Origin of the sequence: Thermus brevis (assembly GCF_026427635.1) — a bacterium.
Lineage (GTDB): Bacteria > Deinococcota > Deinococci > Deinococcales > Thermaceae > Thermus > Thermus antranikianii.
This window is the reverse complement of record NZ_CP102606.1, coordinates 1,192,757-1,208,553: the sequence shown is the minus strand read 5'-3', so window position 1 is coordinate 1,208,553 and position 15,797 is coordinate 1,192,757. Positions and strand designations below refer to the sequence as shown.

The 15,797-nt window shown below is 58.7% G+C and carries 17 protein-coding genes; 13 read left to right on the top strand and 4 right to left on the bottom strand.

The window, feature by feature from the left end; genetic code table 11:
- Window positions 1–82: 82 nt before the first annotated feature.
- Together KQ693_RS06815 and KQ693_RS13015 are read right to left on the bottom strand one after the other, a co-directional pair.
- The gene (locus tag KQ693_RS06815; RefSeq protein WP_246584361.1) at window positions 83–355 is read right to left on the bottom strand and encodes a DUF5647 family protein; all 273 of its coding nucleotides are present in this window, start codon (window positions 353–355) and stop codon (window positions 83–85) included.
- Between the two features lie 25 nt (window positions 356–380).
- Entirely contained in the window at window positions 381–713 is a 333-nt protein-coding gene (locus KQ693_RS13015; RefSeq protein WP_475353405.1) for a DUF7718 family protein, read from the bottom strand.
- 75 nt (window positions 714–788) lie between these two features.
- Between KQ693_RS13015 and KQ693_RS06810 the strand changes: the two genes are divergently transcribed.
- A complete protein-coding gene (locus KQ693_RS06810) occupies window positions 789–1,097 on the top strand; it encodes a DUF503 domain-containing protein (protein ID WP_019551627.1) in 309 nt (102 codons plus the stop codon).
- A gap of 100 nt (window positions 1,098–1,197) precedes the next feature.
- Here the strand turns inward: KQ693_RS06810 and KQ693_RS06805 are convergent, their stop codons facing one another.
- Entirely contained in the window at window positions 1,198–2,388 is a 1,191-nt protein-coding gene (locus tag KQ693_RS06805; RefSeq protein ID WP_219759882.1) for a thiolase family protein, read from the bottom strand.
- Window positions 2,389–2,458: 70 nt separating this feature from the next.
- Between KQ693_RS06805 and KQ693_RS06800 the strand changes: the two genes are divergently transcribed.
- From KQ693_RS06800 to KQ693_RS06770, 7 genes are all read left to right on the top strand, one after another.
- Window positions 2,459–2,929: a GspH/FimT family protein gene (locus KQ693_RS06800; RefSeq protein ID WP_267260696.1), complete on the top strand. Its 471-nt coding sequence runs from the start codon at window positions 2,459–2,461 to the stop codon at window positions 2,927–2,929.
- A 53-nt stretch (window positions 2,930–2,982) separates the two neighbouring features.
- Window positions 2,983–3,447 (top strand): GspH/FimT family protein, encoded by a 465-nt coding sequence (locus tag KQ693_RS06795; protein ID WP_267260695.1) that lies wholly within the window; start codon window positions 2,983–2,985, stop codon window positions 3,445–3,447.
- The gene (locus KQ693_RS06790; RefSeq protein WP_219759879.1) at window positions 3,444–4,007 is read left to right on the top strand and encodes a type II secretion system protein; all 564 of its coding nucleotides are present in this window, start codon (window positions 3,444–3,446) and stop codon (window positions 4,005–4,007) included. Before KQ693_RS06795 ends, KQ693_RS06790 begins: the two co-directional genes overlap by 4 nt.
- Window positions 3,977–4,708, top strand: coding sequence for a PilW family protein (locus KQ693_RS06785; protein WP_267260694.1), 732 nt, complete (start codon window positions 3,977–3,979; stop codon window positions 4,706–4,708). Before KQ693_RS06790 ends, KQ693_RS06785 begins: the two co-directional genes overlap by 31 nt.
- A 9-nt stretch (window positions 4,709–4,717) precedes the next feature.
- A complete protein-coding gene (locus tag KQ693_RS06780; protein WP_219759877.1) occupies window positions 4,718–6,388 on the top strand; it encodes a competence protein ComZ in 1,671 nt (556 codons plus the stop codon).
- Window positions 6,389–6,606: 218 nt separating this feature from the next.
- Window positions 6,607–6,963 (top strand): type II secretion system protein, encoded by a 357-nt coding sequence (locus tag KQ693_RS06775; RefSeq protein ID WP_219759876.1) that lies wholly within the window; start codon window positions 6,607–6,609, stop codon window positions 6,961–6,963.
- Between the two features lie 301 nt (window positions 6,964–7,264).
- Window positions 7,265–8,743: an O-antigen ligase family protein gene (locus tag KQ693_RS06770; RefSeq protein WP_267260693.1), complete on the top strand. Its 1,479-nt coding sequence runs from the start codon at window positions 7,265–7,267 to the stop codon at window positions 8,741–8,743.
- Here KQ693_RS06770 and KQ693_RS06765 read toward each other — a convergent pair.
- Entirely contained in the window at window positions 8,624–9,679 is a 1,056-nt protein-coding gene (locus KQ693_RS06765) for an O-antigen ligase family protein (RefSeq protein ID WP_267260692.1), read from the bottom strand. The genes KQ693_RS06770 and KQ693_RS06765 overlap by 120 nt on opposite strands.
- Before the next feature lie 798 nt (window positions 9,680–10,477).
- Between KQ693_RS06765 and KQ693_RS06760 the strand changes: the two genes are divergently transcribed.
- Genes KQ693_RS06760 through KQ693_RS06740 form a run of 5 tightly spaced genes read left to right on the top strand, consistent with a single transcriptional unit; the run spans window position 10,478 to window position 15,771 of the window.
- The gene (locus tag KQ693_RS06760; RefSeq protein ID WP_267260691.1) at window positions 10,478–11,335 is read left to right on the top strand and encodes a sugar transferase; all 858 of its coding nucleotides are present in this window, start codon (window positions 10,478–10,480) and stop codon (window positions 11,333–11,335) included.
- Between the two features lie 7 nt (window positions 11,336–11,342).
- Window positions 11,343–12,614 carry a flippase gene (locus tag KQ693_RS06755; protein ID WP_267260690.1) on the top strand — a complete coding sequence of 424 codons (1,272 nt, stop codon included), beginning with the start codon at window positions 11,343–11,345 and terminating at the stop codon, window positions 12,612–12,614.
- A complete protein-coding gene (gene glf / locus KQ693_RS06750) occupies window positions 12,611–13,732 on the top strand; it encodes a UDP-galactopyranose mutase (RefSeq protein ID WP_267260689.1) in 1,122 nt (373 codons plus the stop codon). The genes KQ693_RS06755 and glf overlap by 4 nt, the downstream gene beginning before the upstream one ends.
- A gap of 10 nt (window positions 13,733–13,742) precedes the next feature.
- The gene (locus tag KQ693_RS06745) at window positions 13,743–14,630 is read left to right on the top strand and encodes a glycosyltransferase family 2 protein (RefSeq protein WP_267260688.1); all 888 of its coding nucleotides are present in this window, start codon (window positions 13,743–13,745) and stop codon (window positions 14,628–14,630) included.
- A gap of 16 nt (window positions 14,631–14,646) precedes the next feature.
- Window positions 14,647–15,771: a glycosyltransferase family 4 protein gene (locus KQ693_RS06740; RefSeq protein ID WP_267260687.1), complete on the top strand. Its 1,125-nt coding sequence runs from the start codon at window positions 14,647–14,649 to the stop codon at window positions 15,769–15,771.
- The last annotated feature ends 26 nt before the right edge of the window (window positions 15,772–15,797 follow it).

Below are 15,797 nucleotides of genomic sequence, written 5' to 3'. Positions count from 1 at the left end.
AGGAAGTCTTAAGTCCTAGCCTCAAGGCCCTTGCCCAAGTGTGCCGCCGCTACGGCGTGCGGCGCCTTTGGGTGTTCGGTTCCTAAGCCACCTGGGGTCTAATGGCTTCCCCACCCGGAAGCAAAAGCGTTTGCAGCTCCCCCTTCCAGAAAAGAGCGTGTACCAAGGGCAGGTTTTCGGGATTGGGCGCCTGGGCCACAGCCAGGGCATAAGCGGCCACCCCGGGTTCGTCCAGGGGCAGGATCACCAAGCGATAGGACTCAGGGAGACGGCCCGCCAACTCTAGGTCCAGGAGAACCCCGTGGACCCTCCCGTAGAGTTCCTGCATGCGAAGCCGTGCCTCTTTCTCTTCCATGGCCGCATCCCCTTCCCTGTGCCCCCTAAGGCCAAGCCTCCTTTCCCTGAGCCTTGGCCAACCTATACGCTTCAATATACTCCTCCGACCTAACCAAAAGCTCGTCTTGCGCCACCTTCAGCGCCCTCCCCGGGTCCTTGGGAAGAGACACGGTTTCATGCTGTGCTAAACGGTTCCGGTCGCGATGAGGTCTTCCCCCGGCCATGTCATAACGAGCCACCCAAACCCAGCGACCCTCCTCCGCATCAAACCACTCCAACTGGACAGCCCAAGCCACAAGCTCACCCCGCTCCACCCGGAGGGTTAGCCGCAATCGCCGGTCCAAAGCGAAGGGGAACTCCCTCTGCTGGCTTCCCATAGCCTCTCGGAGCTGAATAACCCCTCTTTCGCCAGTCTACCGTAAACTGTCCTTGATGCCTTTAGGCGTCCTGCCATGAAAGCCTACCTCGGCCTCTACAGCGCCCGGCTGGAAACCCCGGCAAGGAGCCTTAAGGAAAAAAGGGCCCTGATCAAGCCCGCCCTGGAACGGGTCAAGGCCCGCTTTCCCGTTTCCGCCGCCAGGCTTTACGGCCTGGACGCCTGGGGCTTTGAGGTGGTGGGCCTGAGCCTCCTGGGAAACGATCCCGGCTGGGTGGAGGAAACCCTACGGGAAGCCGCCCGCTTCCTGGCCAGCCAGGGGGGCTTCAGCGTGGCCCTCGAGGCCTTTCACCTCGAGGCCATCGACCTAGACGGCCTGGTCTAGATCCCCAGGGCCTTTCTTGCGATCCGGCGCCCCTTGACTGCGCCAGCTTGGAACTTACCTCACCGGGCCCCCACCCTGGCGAAGCCAGGGTGGGGTGGTGCTAGACCAGCTCCACCGCCACCGCCGTGGACCCTCCCGTCCCATGGCAGATGGCGGCAAGGCCCCTTTCCTCCCCCTTGCTCCGCAAGGCGTTCAGCAGGGTGACCAGGATCCTGGCCCCGCTGGCCCCGATGGGGTGGCCCAGGGCCACGGCTCCCCCGAAGACGTTCAGGCGCTCGTAGGGCACCCCCAAAAGCCGGTGGAAGAGCACGTTGTTGAGGGCAAAGGCCTCGTTGTTCTCAAATAGGCCGAAGTCTTCAATCCGCATGCCAAGCCGGTCCAACAGGCGCTTCACCGCCGGGATGGGGGCCTCAGGGAACCGCCAGGCCTCCCCCGCCGCCCAAGCTCCTCCCAGAACCCGGGCCAGGGGCTTGAGGCCATACCGCTTCACCGCCTCCTCCGAGGCCAACAGAAGCGCCGCCGCCCCATCGGAGATCTGGCTGGCGTTCCCGGCGGTCAGGATCCCATCCTTCCGGAAGGCAGGCTTCAGGGCCGAAAGGGACTCGAGGGTGGTTTCGGGACGGATACCCTCATCCTTGTCCACCACCACCGGTCCTTTCTTCCCCGGAAGCTCCAGGGGGGCGATCTCCTGGGCGAAAAGCCCCTTTTCCGTGGCCTCCGCCGCCCGCTTGTGGGAAAGGTAGGCGGCCTCGTCCACCTCCTTCCGGCTCACCCCGTAGTCCTGGGCGAGCCTTTCCGCCTGCTCCCCCATGGCCTCGCCTGAAAAGGGATCCGAAAGACCATCCCTCAGGAGGATGTCCTGGAGGTTCTCCGGCGCCCCCATGAGGAACTTGTACCCCCACCTTGCCCGGTGGGAAAGGTAGAACCCCGCCTGGCTCATGGACTCCATCCCCCCGGCCAAGACCAGGTGGGTTTCCCCCGTGCGCAGGAACTGCACGGCGTTCATCACCGCCATCATCCCGGAGGCGCAGACCATGTCCACCTGGTAGCCGTCCACCTCCTTGGGGATCCCTGCCTTAAGGGCCGCCTGGCGGGGAAGTAGCTGCCCATGCCCGGCCCGGAGCACGTTTCCGAACACGTACAGGTCTAGCTCCTTCCCCTCCACTCCCGCCCGGGCCAAGGCCGCCCGCATGGCGTGGGCTCCAAGCTCCACCGGGCTTACCTCCTGAAATGCCCCCCCAAACTTGCCAATGGGGGTGCGCACCGCGGAAACGATATAGACCTCGTTCATGGGGTCATCATACTCCTTGGTCAAACGCACCTAGGGAAGAACACGACACCGCTAGACTGGTTGCAGGTCCATGCGCAGGGAGGCTTTTACCCTTCTTGAGCTTTTGATCGTCCTGGGAATTCTGGGAGTGCTCTTGGGCCTGGGCCTTCCTCTCCTTTCCCCGAACCGCTTGGCCCTGGATACCGCCGCCCGCTCCCTGGCCGCCCAAGTAACCCGGGCCAGGCTGGAGGCCATACGCCAGAATACCTTTGCTGGTCTTATGATCTTCACCGAAGGCACAGGAGGATACGCCATCTTCACGGACAAAAACGGGAACCGGGCTTATGACCCCGGCGAAGAAGTCCAGCTGGTCCGCTTCGGACAAGGCAACTGGGCCCGGGTGCAGCTGGACCGTGGCCAGAGCACCCTGGGCAACATGCCTATCCTCTTTGATTCCCGGGGGCTCCCCGCCAAGCCCATCACCGGCACCATCACCCTTACCTCCGGCGCAGCCACCCGCAAGGTAGTCGTCAGCCAGCAAGGCCGAGCCCGGGTGGAGTAGCTACCCCCATTTGGGGGATGTTCCCACCCTTAAAGGGGGCTACCCTGAGAAGCGTGAGGGGACACCAGGGCTTTTCCGTGTTAGAACTTATCGTTCTCCTGGCTGTACTGGGAGTGGTGTTATCCCTCAGTGCCGGCGTCCTCAACCCCGACCGGCAGGCGGTAAACCAGGCAGCCCAGTCCCTGGCCGCCCAGGTAACCCGGGCAAGGTTGGAGGCCATCCGGCGCAACGAGTTCGTGGGCATCCAGTTCAACGCCACAGGAGCAGGCAGATATGAAATCTTCGTGGACAGCAATAGGGACGGCATCCCGGATAATATCATCCAGGCGGTAACCTTTGGTCAAGGGAACTGGGCCCGGGTGAGGCTGGCCCAGGTCTTGGGTGGAACCTCCTTTGTGTTCGACACCCGGGGCATCCCCGTGAGTTTCGTTCAGATCCAGGTAACCCTCAGCAACCACCAGGGAACCTACAGCAAGACAGTGCAGATCTCACCCCAAGGGAGGGCGGCGATCCAGTGAAAAAAAGGCAAGGCCTAACTCTACTAGAAACTCTTATCGCCCTGGCTGTTCTGGGCATCGCCTTCGGGGCTTTGCTCATGAGCCAGCTATCCAACCTACGGGTTTCGGCGCAAAACCGCTACGCCACAGACGCTAAGGCCGCGGCAGTAAGGGTGCTGGAGCAAAAGTCCTCTGAGGTGTTAAAGAGTGATATACTGATGCCCCCGAGTGTTTACATAGACGATCCCAGTACCAATCGTAGCTTCTACTTCGTGGACTATTACTTTGGCTGCCCAAGCCGTGTGAACCCCCCACCCCCCTTAAGAAGCGGAAGTCAGGATAACTTACGCCAGGTGACGTGCTCTGGTCAAGAACGGCAGGGCAACTCTACTATCGACTGGCTTATATTCGGCGAGGGCGGGACCCTAGGTGAAGGAGTGCTAACGATTGTGGTGACTGCCACCCACGACCGGGGCCCAAAAGTAACCATGGGCCGGAGGGTAACATGTTATGACGTCTATCCTTCCCCTACTCAGGACAAACCCGCCCCATGTCCTCCCCCGGGAGGTGGTCGTCCGTGAAAGGAAGAGGGTTCTCCCTCGTAGAGGTCTTGCTGGCCATGGCCCTTCTGGTGGTGATTTTCGGGCTAGCAGTGCGTTATTTCACCCATAGCTCCGAGCTAGCCCGGGAAACCCAGATCAGAAGCGAACTCCAAGATCGGGTCCGTATGGTCATGCAGGTGGTTAGCGGCGATCTACAAATGGCCGGGGCGCGATACTGGAACAGCGGAGATCAAAACAAAGGCTTCTCCCTCCCCACAGGCAAAGTGCTTCGGGGTAACAATGATGGCGCCAAGGACAGCTTGAGCCTTTACTACGTCACCAGTCTGCGGAACAACACCGAGGCTTGTCGCCGCGTGGACTATGATTTTGTGGCTGACACCCTCCGACGCAGCGACGTAAATGCTACCCCATCCACTGGGAATGACTGTACTGAACCTGCCCCTTCCTATCAGCCTCTAGCTGAGGGCATACTCGCCTTAGATATAGTATATCTATGCAGCAATGGTGTCAAAGTTAACGAACCTGATTGCGGCGCCGACGCCTATCCTCGCTCCGCCATTGTTGAAGTGGTCGGCTACTCCTTAAACCCTATAAAAACAATGGGGCCTCAAAACTTGATCACTGTTTCCAATGAATCCCTTTCTTGCCCTGCTGGTCGGGGCTGTTATGCCCTCAGGCAAGAGGTTCTAATGCCGAACCTTAAGCCTCTGCCGCAGTAAGGAGGAAGTATGCGTGCGAAAGGCGTTGCTTTAGTAGCCACCCTTGCCCTCATGCTGATCATAGCTCTCTTGGTTTTTGGCACCTTCTTCCGAAGCCAGATTGAGCTTTGGGTTACCCGCAACGATACTACCTCGGTTCAAGCGTTTTACGCCGCCGAAGCAGGTTTGCAAAAGTATAAGGCGGTGCTCTTCCAACAGTACGTTTGGCGCGAGCAACAAATCAACAGGGGGGGTGGACCAGGGTGCTATACCTCTTTAGTAACAGGTATAGATCTGTACCGAAACGGTAACCTTCTCACCTTTCAGAACAATCAAATTATCCTAGCGCAAAACGAAAACGTGGTAGATGCAAATGGGAACCCCGTGGGCCAGTACACGGTCACCCTTATCAGAGATGCCCAGGATGGTCAGCTTTTCACCCTCGTGTCGAACGGTACTTCCAGCGGCGCCAAAGCTACGGTCCAGGCTACATTCCGCCTGAGCAACACTGGCTACCTTGAGCAAGCTATCTTCGCAGGAAGTGGTCAAGCCAACAAATGGCTCAACGGTGGAGCCACCATTCGGGGTGGCATTTACATCGTGGGTGACCCTTCTAATCCTGATCAGTATGTAATAGAGAGCAACGGCAATTTCAGTTTGTTTAACTCCTACAATCTCAACAACTACCCCGGCATCGCCAGCAGGGTAGAAAGCGCCTACCAGCAGGTTGGCGACCTCTGCGCTAGTGTGCGGGTTCAATACGGAAAGATCTCCGTGGGGGGAAGTACACAAATTGGGGAGCCAAGTAACAAAGTGAAAGGAGTCTTCGTAGGAAGGGGAAGCCAAGACATCACTGGCCAAAACGTCAATGTATGCCAAAACAACAAGGGGGTCTGCACAGAAGCTATGGGTCCCTTTGATCTATCCAATCCCCCCCCTTTTCCTACCCTGGATACCAAGCTGGATTCGGACACCTGCAGCAGCTACCCAACGTGGCGAGCCTGCCTGCAGGATAAGGCCACATTGCGCATCCAACGTTTAGGCAATCAGGTTTACGTACTCCAGCCCCCCAACACCACCCTCGATTCCTCCTGTTCCGCTGCCCTGAGGTCTGGTATCCTCAACCTGAACACCAGCAACGTGGACTGCACCTTCACCCGTTTAGACGGAACTCGGGGAGGGTTCAGGTACACATATTCGGGAGGCCAAGGGGTCCTGGAGCTTTATGGTGACGTAACGCTAGAGGGGGTGGATGTCATTTTTAACCAGCCCACAGCCTATAGGGCCATTTCTGGAGATGCCAAGAAAGCTACCCTTGTCGTTCTGAGTGAGAGCGGGCAGGGTGGGAACATTGACATCAATGGTAACCTGCTTCCTGATTCTTCCCACGGGCTCTTCCCCAATCACGTCCTGGGGCTGATTGCAGAAAAGGACGTGTACCAGAGAGGGAATAAGACGTACGTGATGGCTCCAGTATATGCGGGGGGCACCTTTCGGATAGAAAAGGACGGCGTCCTCTTTGGCTCGGTAATTAGCAATCAGTTCTGCACCACGAGCGCCGGCAACCGCAATAACTGCAATGCAGGGCAAACGGCTGAAGTAGTTTACATCCGCATCCCCTACCAAAACCGCCCTGTTCTCCTGCCCAGTTTAAAGGGGGGAAAGCCAACCTTCCAGGTTCTCTCCTATGAGAGGCGCTAGTTTTCATATCCTTTTCACACCCCTGCCCCACCCTAAGGCTGTACCCCCCCAAAAGGGGGGGTTGACAAGGCAGGGGATGGGCCCAGAGAATGCGGGGTGAAAGGAGGTGAGAGCGGGGTTAAAAAACAGGCGGCACATCCGGTAGGTAGGTCGGCAACAGGCACTCATGGCCGCGCAATACATGAAGGCGCGGGAATCTCTAAGGAGGTAAAAGAAGTATGCGCAACGCAAAAGGTTTCACCCTGATTGAGCTCCTGATCGTCATCGCCATCATCGGCATCCTGGCAGCGGTGCTGATCCCCAACCTGCTCAATGCCCGCACCACCGCCGTAAACCGGGCCGCCGAGGCCTATGCCCAAAATGTCTATAAGGCGGCTTTCGCATATGTGGCGGATGATCCTAACAACGTGCTCGCAAATTCTGTTGACTGCAAGTCAGGGTACTCGGCGGGCAGTTATAGCGTACCCAATCCAGGTGAAGGTGTTGTGAGTTCCTGCACGGTATCGAATGCTGGCGACAACACTCCGAAGGTCCAAGTAACAAGTGCTCGTGGGAAATCGATTACCGTACCCTAACCCTAAATCACGAGCAGAGGTATAGGCCGAGGGTCACCAAAGCACTAAAACTGTCCCCCTCCCTTAAGGGAGGGGGTTGCTCCTCTACTCATGGGGTAACCAGCTACTCTAGAATTCGCTCGTGCACCCCGCCCACTCGCTCTACTCCAAAACCCTTTTACACAAGTTTAAAGCCATCGTCATCCTCTTTTTTATCCTCTTACCCCTATGGCATCTATGGCATCGCCCCCATCACCTCTTTCAAGAACCTCCCCTCTGGGCCGGGGTAGGTAGCATAGGCCTCCTCCTACTCCTGATTATCGTGGGCAAAGGCCCCTCTCCCTGGGCCTGGGCCTGGTGGGGCCTTGGGCTTCTTTCCCTCCTCTGGAGCCTGGCCCCGGGGCATACCGTGGTGGCCTCCCTTTGGGAGGTCTGGCTTCTCCTAGCCCTGGCGGCGGGAAGGTGGCGGCTGGGGGTCCTGGTCCTGCTTTCCCTTCTCCTCCTGGATGGTCTCTATACCGCCCTGGCCCTCTGGCAAGCGGGGCTGGTCAGCTATGTTTCTGGCTCCCACCACTACCTGCTGGGGGCTTTGGCCCTCGGGGCCCTGCCTCTTTTCCTGGCCCAGGTAGCCCGGGGCGAAGGCTTTCGGGTGGCAGGCTTCCTCCTCCTGGTGCTTTCCCTCTACGCCGCCCTCATCTCCGGGGCCCGGGCGGTTTACCTGCCGCTATTGATCCTTCTGCCCCTCGCCTATTGGCGCCTGGCGCGGGAAGGTCGGGCAAAATCCGCAGCGTTCCTTCTTCTTTGGGCCTTTTTAGGGGTGGGATTGCTGGAAGTTCTGGTGCCGGGAAACGCCATCCTGAACGCTCTTGCCTTTAAAGCCACCCTCACCCAGCAGGAAGCCTTGGCCCCGCAAGAGGGAGCGGAAGAGGCCCCCCGCATCGGCAACGTGGAAGCCCGCCTTCTCATGGCCCGCCTAGCCTTCCGCATAGCCCTCGAGCACCCCCTGGGCACGGGAAACGGCAGCTACAGTCAGGTATTTGAGGCCTACATGGACTACTCCGGGCTCCCCGGGGTCTGGTCCCGCAGTCCCCATAACTACCTTTTGGAAACCCTGGCCACGGGGGGATGGATGCGCCTTGGCCTTCTTCTCATCCTCCTCTGGCCTGCCGTCAAAGGCTTTTTCGGTAGGGACTGGCCCTGGGCCCTCGGCACCTTCGGTCTTTGGGCTCCGATGCTCTTTGACGTGAGCGGCTACTATCCGGGCTATCTGGCCCTGGCCTTCCTGCTACTGGGAACCTTGTCCCCGGCTTCCTCCCCCCGCTGGCTTGGCCTTTTGGGAGTCCTCTTGGCAAGCCTTCTGGCCCTTGGGTGGTACTGGCCCTGCCAGGGAACGGCCTGCGCCCAAAGGCATCTTTTCTTTCCCTCCTACACCACCCAGGCCCTGGCCCAGGCGAGCCTTGAGGAAAGACACTGGCTCCTCCAGGAAGCCCAGCGGCATTATCCCCTTTCCCCCTGGCCCCTTACCGTGGCCTTGCCTCACGCTCCTACGCCAGAAGCCCGCCTCGAGCTGGCCCGTGAGCTCGCCCTCCGTTTCCCCTATGCCCGGGAAAGCTTCTATGTGCTCTGGGCCCACGCCGCTTTGGAAGCCAAGAAGGTGGAAGAAACCCGAAAAGCCCTGGACCTAGGCCTCCGCCATTTCCCCTCTTCCTCCCAGCTTCGGGAAATCAGGGACCACCTGGACCGCGGGCAAGGCCCCTTCCTTGAACCCCCCGGCCAGCGCCGCTCCCCAAAGGGCCCATAGCACCCCTTCCTCCTCGGGGATGGCGAACCAGAAGAGAAAAAAGAGGTGGAGGGCAAAAAGCCCCGTGGCCAGGGGGTTCAGGCGCAAAATACCCCTCAGTGCCAGGAAAAGAAGAATCAAGTACAGGGAAAGCCCTAAGAGCCCCCACTTCAGCCCAACTTCCAGGAACTGGTTGTGGGCACGAAAGCTGTAGATGCGAAGAGCGTGTAAATTTCCGTCGGGCCGTCGCAGGATAAAGATAGGATCAGCCCCAGGGGGGTTGACCACTTCCAGGAGTCGGGAGTCCGTCTTCCCAAACTCCTGCTCCAGGAAGGCCTCGAGGTCCCCCCGCTTCAAAAACCGGGGCCAGTGATGTTCAAACACCCCACCGCCCCAGCCGAAAAGGGGCCGGTGCATAATGCCACCTAGGGCAGCCCTCCAGTAATAAATACGGCTGAAGAAGGTACCGGGATCAGCCACCTCCCGAACCGTCCCGCCCCCAGCCCCTCCGGGGATGGCTCCCTGGGTGGAAAGCTTTACCACCCCCATACCCGCCACAACCCCCAGGACCAGCACAAACCCAGACAGGATACCGTACCGAGGAGCTCGCCAAACCGCCAAAAGGCCTAAAAGGCCCAGGGCCAGAAGCCCCGCCCGATTGAAGGCCAAGCCTACCCCCACGGCCCCGAGGAAAAGCCCCAAAGGGCTGCGCAAGCCCAGGGCTACCCCTGCAGTGAGAACGAAATAGCCAGCGAGATGGCCCTTTTGGGGAAACGTGACCAGGGGTAATACCGAGGGTGAGGCCCCTTTGTAAAAAACCGCTTGTCCCAGAAGCACCTCGCTCAGGGCCAGAAGAGCCAGAATACCCCCGCCCAGCACCCCGGCCCTAGCCAGCCACACTGTCATTGCCGGGTCCTCCCGGGTACGCAGGTAAAGAAGAAGAGCAATCCCCAGCATCATAAGGCTCCAGAAAAGCCCGTCTGTATAATCCGTCAGGGAACCTGTCAGAGCAGCAGCAGGCTCTGGGGACAGTAGGGCGGCTGTTACCATCACGAGGGCGAAAACCAGGAGAAAGGCCAAGGGAGGGTTTGCCCGCAAAAACCTTGGTAGAAGGGCTAAATGCCTAAAGTGGGTATCAGGGTGAGCCCGCATCTCCAGGAAAAACCCCACAAGCAAAAAGAAAACCACAAAAATGTGCTTAGCCAGGGTCACACCTGCATGACTTTGAGCCCAGGGCCACACCACAAAGGGGTAAAGAAGGGCAAAGGCAGACCAAAGGTATCTATGGACCTGTATCATGGTAACCAGTATATGGCTAGCCTACGTAAGGCTCGACGGGAGGTAGTTCCCCTCCCTTGGTTGACGGCTTTAGTACACCTTTTCTCCGACATTTTAGCCTTGGGCCTCTCCTGGATCCCGGCCTTGGCTCTCAGGGCCTCCACTGGAGGAGAGATAGATCCGGAGCTTTATCTCCGCTTGCTCCCGGCCCTTTCCGTTTTCCCCATCCTCTATTCAGCCTTTGGCCTTTACCCTGCTCTGGGCCTTCACCCCGCCCTGGAACTCAGGCAACTTTCGCTAGCCACCTCTTTAGGCTCCCTCCTGCTGGCGACGGGGGCCTTTCTTTCCAAGACCGGCCCCCTCTACTCTCGCTTCTCCTTCTTGGTAGCTTCCCTTCTTACCCTCGTTCTGGTTCCCTTACTCAGGGCTCTCGTCCGCCATCACTTATCCTCAAAGCCCTGGTGGGGAGGAGGGGTGGTGGTGGAAGGAAGCGGGGAAGACCTAGAGTTGTTCCTGGAGAAGGCAAAAAGCCTCGGGCTTAGGCCCGCCCCCTTAGGTCCGTGGACGTACGCTGTCGTGGTGGAAAAGCTAGACTCCGCCCTACCCGCTTTCCCCCGGGTGTTCGTCTTGAAGCCGACTTTTGACCAGGGAGTCCTTTGGGCCCAGGTACGGGACCTGGGAGGGGTGGGAGTTTTGGAGATCCGCCAGAATCTGCTCCTTCCGAGAAACCTCAAACTCAAAAGAGCTTTGGATCTTATAGGTGGCGTTATGCTACTCTTCCCTTTTCTCCTCGTGCTTCCCTTGGTGGCCTTCCTCCTATACCTGGAGGATAAGGGTTCCATCTTTTACCGGCACGAACGAGTAGGGCAGGGAGGCAAACGGTTTTTCCTCCTCAAGTTCCGCACCATGCGTCAGGATGGGGAAAGATTGCTCAGCGAACTCCTGGTCAAGGACCCGGCGGCCAGGGCGGAGTGGGAAACGACCCAGAAGCTTAAGGATGATCCCCGCATCCTCCGCATTGGGCGTTTTCTCAGGCGCTTTTCCCTGGATGAGCTTCCCCAGGCGCTGAACATCCTTCGGGGGGAGATGAGCCTGGTGGGTCCGAGGCCCGTCACCGAGGAGGAGCTAAAGCGGTACGGGAAGGAAGCGGAACTCTACCTCAAGGTAAGGCCCGGGCTTACCGGACTCTGGCAGGTTTCCGGGCGGAATCACCTGCCTTACGAAAAGAGGGTGGAACTGGACCGCTACTATGTGCAGAACTGGTCGGTATGGCTGGATCTGTACATCCTTGCCCGTACCGTGTGGTCGGTCGTGCGAAGGGACGGGGCCTGGTAGAGATTCTATGCGGCCTGTTCTTCAACACGCCTTGGTTCAGAATCTCGTGGCCCTGTACGGGGTCCACTTCGCCAACTATCTCTTCCCCCTTGTCACGGTTCCCTACCTGGCCCGGGTCCTGGGGCCGAAGGAATGGGGACTTTTGGCCTTCACCCAGGCCTTTGGTGGGTACCTCAACCTCTTGGTGGAGTACGGCTTCGGCCTTTCCGCTACCCGGGAGGTGGCCCAGTCCCGGGATGCCCTTAAGAGGAGGGCTGAGTTGCTGGCAGGGGTTTTGGGTGCCAAGGTGCTGCTTTCCTTTCTGGCCCTAGGCGTGGGCCTTCTGGTGGGGTGGCTGATCCCTGTTTTCCGTGACCATCCCCAGGTCCTGTGGGCAGGGGTCTTCTGGGCCCTGGCTACTGCTTTCAGCCCTACTTGGTACTTTCAAGGGTTAGAAAGGATGCGCCTGGTGGCTAGCCTGGAGGTGGGGGCAAAGGCTCTAGTGCTGATTTTCATCTTCCTTGGGGTGAAGGGACCTGGCGACGCCTGGAAGGTTCTCGCCCTGCAAGGGGGAGCAGCGCTATTGGCCACCTTGTTGGCCCTCTACCTTGCCTACCGTGAGGTGCCCTTTCTTCTGCCCAAGCCCAAGGGGGTTTGGGAGGCCCTCCGCTTTGGGTTGGGTATGTTCTTCTTCCGTAGCGCAGTAAGCCTCTATACTCTGGGCAACACCTTCATCCTGGGTCTTTTTGCCCCGCCCCAGTTGGTAGGGTACTACGCAGGAGCGGAGAAGATCAGCAAGGCGTTTTTGGGGCTTCTCTCTCCGGTGAGCCAGGCCCTGTACCCAAGGCTAAGCCACCTGGCCCGGAGTGCCCCTCTGGAGGCAGCCCGGCTGGCCCGGCTGGGGCTTTGGACCATGGGGCTTGGGGGGGTTGTCCTCGGGCTTGGGGTCTGGGCTTTGGCACCCCTTTTGGTGAGGCTCTTCCTTGGGGAGGGGTATGAGGCTACGGTTTTGCCTCTACGAATTCTTGCCCTCCTTGTGCCCCTCATCGCCCTGAGCAATGTGTTGGGAATCCAGTGGATGCTTCCGTTGGGTTTGGATCGTCCTTTCAACGCCATCATCGTGGGGGCAGGGCTCATTAACCTGGTTCTGGCGGTGTTCTTGGCTCCCCGTTTATTCCATGTGGGAATGGCCTTAGCGGTGGTGGTATCCGAGCTTCTGGTTACCTTAAGCATGTGGCTGTACCTGCGAAGGCAGGGGAAGGACCCCCTTGCCCTTGCCCGGACGGGAGGTGGGCGGTGAGGGTGGATTACCTCATCGTGGGCGCCGGTTTCACCGGGGCCACCCTGGCGGAGAGGATCGCCAGCCAGCTGGACAAGACGGTCCTGGTGGTGGACCGTAGGTTCCACATCGGGGGCAATGCCTACGACGAGTACGACGAGAACGGGGTCCTGGTCCACCGCTACGGCCCCCACATCTTCCACACCGGCAGCAAGAAGGTCTGGGACTACCTCTCCCGCTTCACGGAGTGGCGTCCCTACTACCACCGGGTGCGGGCGGTGGTGGAGGGCAAGGAGATCCCCCTCCCCTTCAGCCTGGCTTCCCTCAGGAAACTCTTCTCGGAAAGGCTTGCGGACAAGCTGGAGGAGAAGCTCCTCGCCCAGTTCGGTTACGGGGCCAGGGTGCCCATCCTCAGGCTCAAGGAGGTCCAGGACGAAGACCTCCGTTTCCTGGCCGACTACGTCTACCGGAACGTCTTCGAGGGGTACACCCTCAAGCAATGGGGGCTTAGGCCCGAGGACCTCTCCCCCTCGGTGACGGGACGGGTCCCCATCCTGGTGAGCTACGACGAGCGCTACTTCCAGGATCCCTACCAGGCCATGCCCAGGGAAGGGTACACGGTTCTCTTCCGCCGGATGCTCCAGCACCCCAACATCCGCCTTCTGCTGGGGGTGGACTGGAAGGAGGTGGAGGGGGAGGTGGGCTTCGACCGCCTCATCTTCACCGGGCCCATCGACGAGTTCTTCGGCTACCTCCACGGCCCCCTGCCCTACCGCTCCCTGCGCTTTCGCTTTGAACACCACCCCAGGCCCTGGTTCCAGGAGGTGGGCACGGTGAACTACCCTAACGAACACCCCTTCACCCGCATCACCGAGTTCAAGCACCTGACCGGGCAGGCCTACCTGCCCCACACGGCGGTGGTCTACGAGTACCCGGAGGCCTACGAGCCGGGGAGGAACGAGCCCTACTACCCGGTGCCCCGGGAGGAGAACGAGGAGCGGCTTAGGCTTTACCAAAAGGAGGCGGAGAAACTCAAGACCGTCCTCTTTGCCGGCAGGCTTGGGGATTACCGCTACTACAACATGGACCAGGCGGTGGCCAGAGCGTTGAAGATTTTTGAGGAGGTGGCCCGTGGATAGGGTGTGCGCGGTGATCGTGACCTACAACCGCAAGGAGCTTTTGCGGGAGTGTCTAACGGCGGTGCTCTTCCAGACCCGTCCCCCGGACCACGTGCTGGTGGTGGATAACGCTAGTACGGACGGTACCCGTGAGATGCTGAAGAAGGAGTTCCCTCAGGTGGAGGTTCTGGCCCTGCCGGAGAATCAAGGAGGTGCGGGGGGTTTCCACGAAGGGATGAAAAAAGCCTATGAGGACGGGTACGACTGGATATGGGTGATGGACGATGATGCTTTCCCCGATCGTAAAACCTTGGAAAGACTTCTCGTGCAGAGTTGTTACAGTCAGCAATACCAGGTGCTTGTTCCACTCCTTAGGAGTTCGGACGGCAGATGGCACGGGGTCGGGTATTGGAGGGAGGGAAGATACCGCCCAGCACAGGTATCTCTGTGGAGTACCCCTTTCCCAATCGATGTCTTTACCTTCAACGGCCCCCTCTTTCACCGCAGGGTTATCGAGAACGTAGGTTTGCCCCGGCGGGAGTTCTTCCTGTGGTTTGATGATACAGACTACGCTCTAAGGATAGGGTTTGCAGGTTTTCAGGTCCTGTGTGTACCAGATGCCCTCGTTCATACCGACATAGGGCGAATCAAAAGAATGCGCTTCTTATGTAGAGCCTGGGAGGAAGTTGCCGTTCCGCCGGAAAAGTTGTACTACGATGTACGAAACCGTGGATTCACACTATTGAATGGGGTCTATAGAGGATCCAGGTGGCGAAGCCTGGCTTTTTACATCGCCTGGAATCTACATGGCCTGATAAAAGACCTCTTCATCCACCGGCAGGATTGGAGTATGCGGGTTCGGTTTAGACTATTGGGGCTTAGAGACGCCTTTCTTGGGCGATTAGGTAAGGGCCCCTGATAAGGGGGGAAAGTCCATGCCTAAAAAAGTAGTTTTTCTAAGAGCGAAACCCATAGCACCCGAGCCTCGCGTGGAGAAGGCTGCTGAAACCTTGGCCCAGGTGGGGTATACGGTCACCGCTCTAGGTTGGGACCGGGAGGGCAACCATCCTCACGAGGAAAAGCGAAACGGGTATACGGTTCACCACATAGGCCCAAGGGGGCTTCACGGAGGGGGAATCTACAACCTCCTTCCCATGGTCCTGTGGCAAAAAGACCTCTTCCTGTGGTTGTGGCGCAAAAGGCATCAGTATACCCACATTCATGCTACCGACTTGGATACGATCCTACCTGCACTGCTCATCAAGCTCCTTTTAGGAAAACGTGTCGTTTATGACATCTTTGACGTCTTTGCCTTTAGCCGGGATCTTCCGGATTGGATGAAGGCCTTAGCCCACAGGTTGGAGCTTTGGGCCATTGGTAAAGCCGATGCAGTAATCCTCCCTGACCCCAGCCGGAGGGAACAGATTTTGGGGGCTAGGCCTAAACGCCTAGAAGTCATTATTAACACCCCGAAGCTCACAAACATAACCTTGGACATGGGCCACGAAGGATACGAAAGCACCCATTTCCGCATTGCCTTTGTGGGTTTTCTGGATGGTAGGCGTTGGCTTAAGGAAATGCTCAACCTGGTTGCGAAACACCCAGGCTGGTCCTTTGATCTAGCAGGCTTCGGCCCCTTGGCGGAAGAACTTCGGGAGCAAGCCTCTAGGCTTCCCAACGTTCGCTTCCACGGACGTGTAAGTTATACTAAGGCACTTGAAATAGAAGCTAAGGCTCACGTCCTGTTTGCCCTATATGATCCAAGCCTCCCAAATCACCGCTACTCTAGCCCCAACAAGCTATTTGAAGCAATGGCCTTGGGTAAACCCATCCTGGTGGCCAGGGGTACTGGAATGGACACCCTTGTGGAAGAAGAGGAGCTTGGATACGTGGTAGACTATGTTTCGCCTTCCGATGTGGAAAAGGCTCTGGAGGAAATCGCTTCCTGGGGACCGGAAAAAAGGAAGGCCTTTGCCCAGCGAACCCAATCCCTTTTCAAGGAACGTTACAGCTGGGAGGAGATGGCAAGAAGACTTCTCAAGCTTTACGGGGAGGTCTAACCTGAAGGTCTTACTTCTCCTGGAAG

Bases quoted from the DNA above. Each gene is read 5' to 3' on its own strand.
- KQ693_RS06775 (WP_219759876.1), top strand. From the start codon at position 6,607: ATGCGCAACGCAAAAGGTTTCACCCTGATTGAGCTCCTGATCGTCATC.
- KQ693_RS06800 (WP_267260696.1), top strand. From the start codon at position 2,459: ATGCGCAGGGAGGCTTTTACCCTTCTTGAGCTTTTGATCGTCCTGGGA.
- KQ693_RS06815 (WP_246584361.1), bottom strand. From the start codon at position 355: ATGGAAGAGAAAGAGGCACGGCTTCGCATGCAGGAACTCTACGGGAGG.
- KQ693_RS06740 (WP_267260687.1), top strand. From the start codon at position 14,647: ATGCCTAAAAAAGTAGTTTTTCTAAGAGCGAAACCCATAGCACCCGAG.
- KQ693_RS13015 (WP_475353405.1), bottom strand. From the start codon at position 713: ATGGGAAGCCAGCAGAGGGAGTTCCCCTTCGCTTTGGACCGGCGATTG.
- KQ693_RS06785 (WP_267260694.1), top strand. From the start codon at position 3,977: ATGTCCTCCCCCGGGAGGTGGTCGTCCGTGAAAGGAAGAGGGTTCTCC.
- KQ693_RS06755 (WP_267260690.1), top strand. From the start codon at position 11,343: ATGCGGCCTGTTCTTCAACACGCCTTGGTTCAGAATCTCGTGGCCCTG.
- KQ693_RS06810 (WP_019551627.1), top strand. From the start codon at position 789: ATGAAAGCCTACCTCGGCCTCTACAGCGCCCGGCTGGAAACCCCGGCA.
- KQ693_RS06765 (WP_267260692.1), bottom strand. From the start codon at position 9,679: ATGCTGGGGATTGCTCTTCTTCTTTACCTGCGTACCCGGGAGGACCCG.
- KQ693_RS06780 (WP_219759877.1), top strand. From the start codon at position 4,718: ATGCGTGCGAAAGGCGTTGCTTTAGTAGCCACCCTTGCCCTCATGCTG.
- KQ693_RS06805 (WP_219759882.1), bottom strand. From the start codon at position 2,388: ATGAACGAGGTCTATATCGTTTCCGCGGTGCGCACCCCCATTGGCAAG.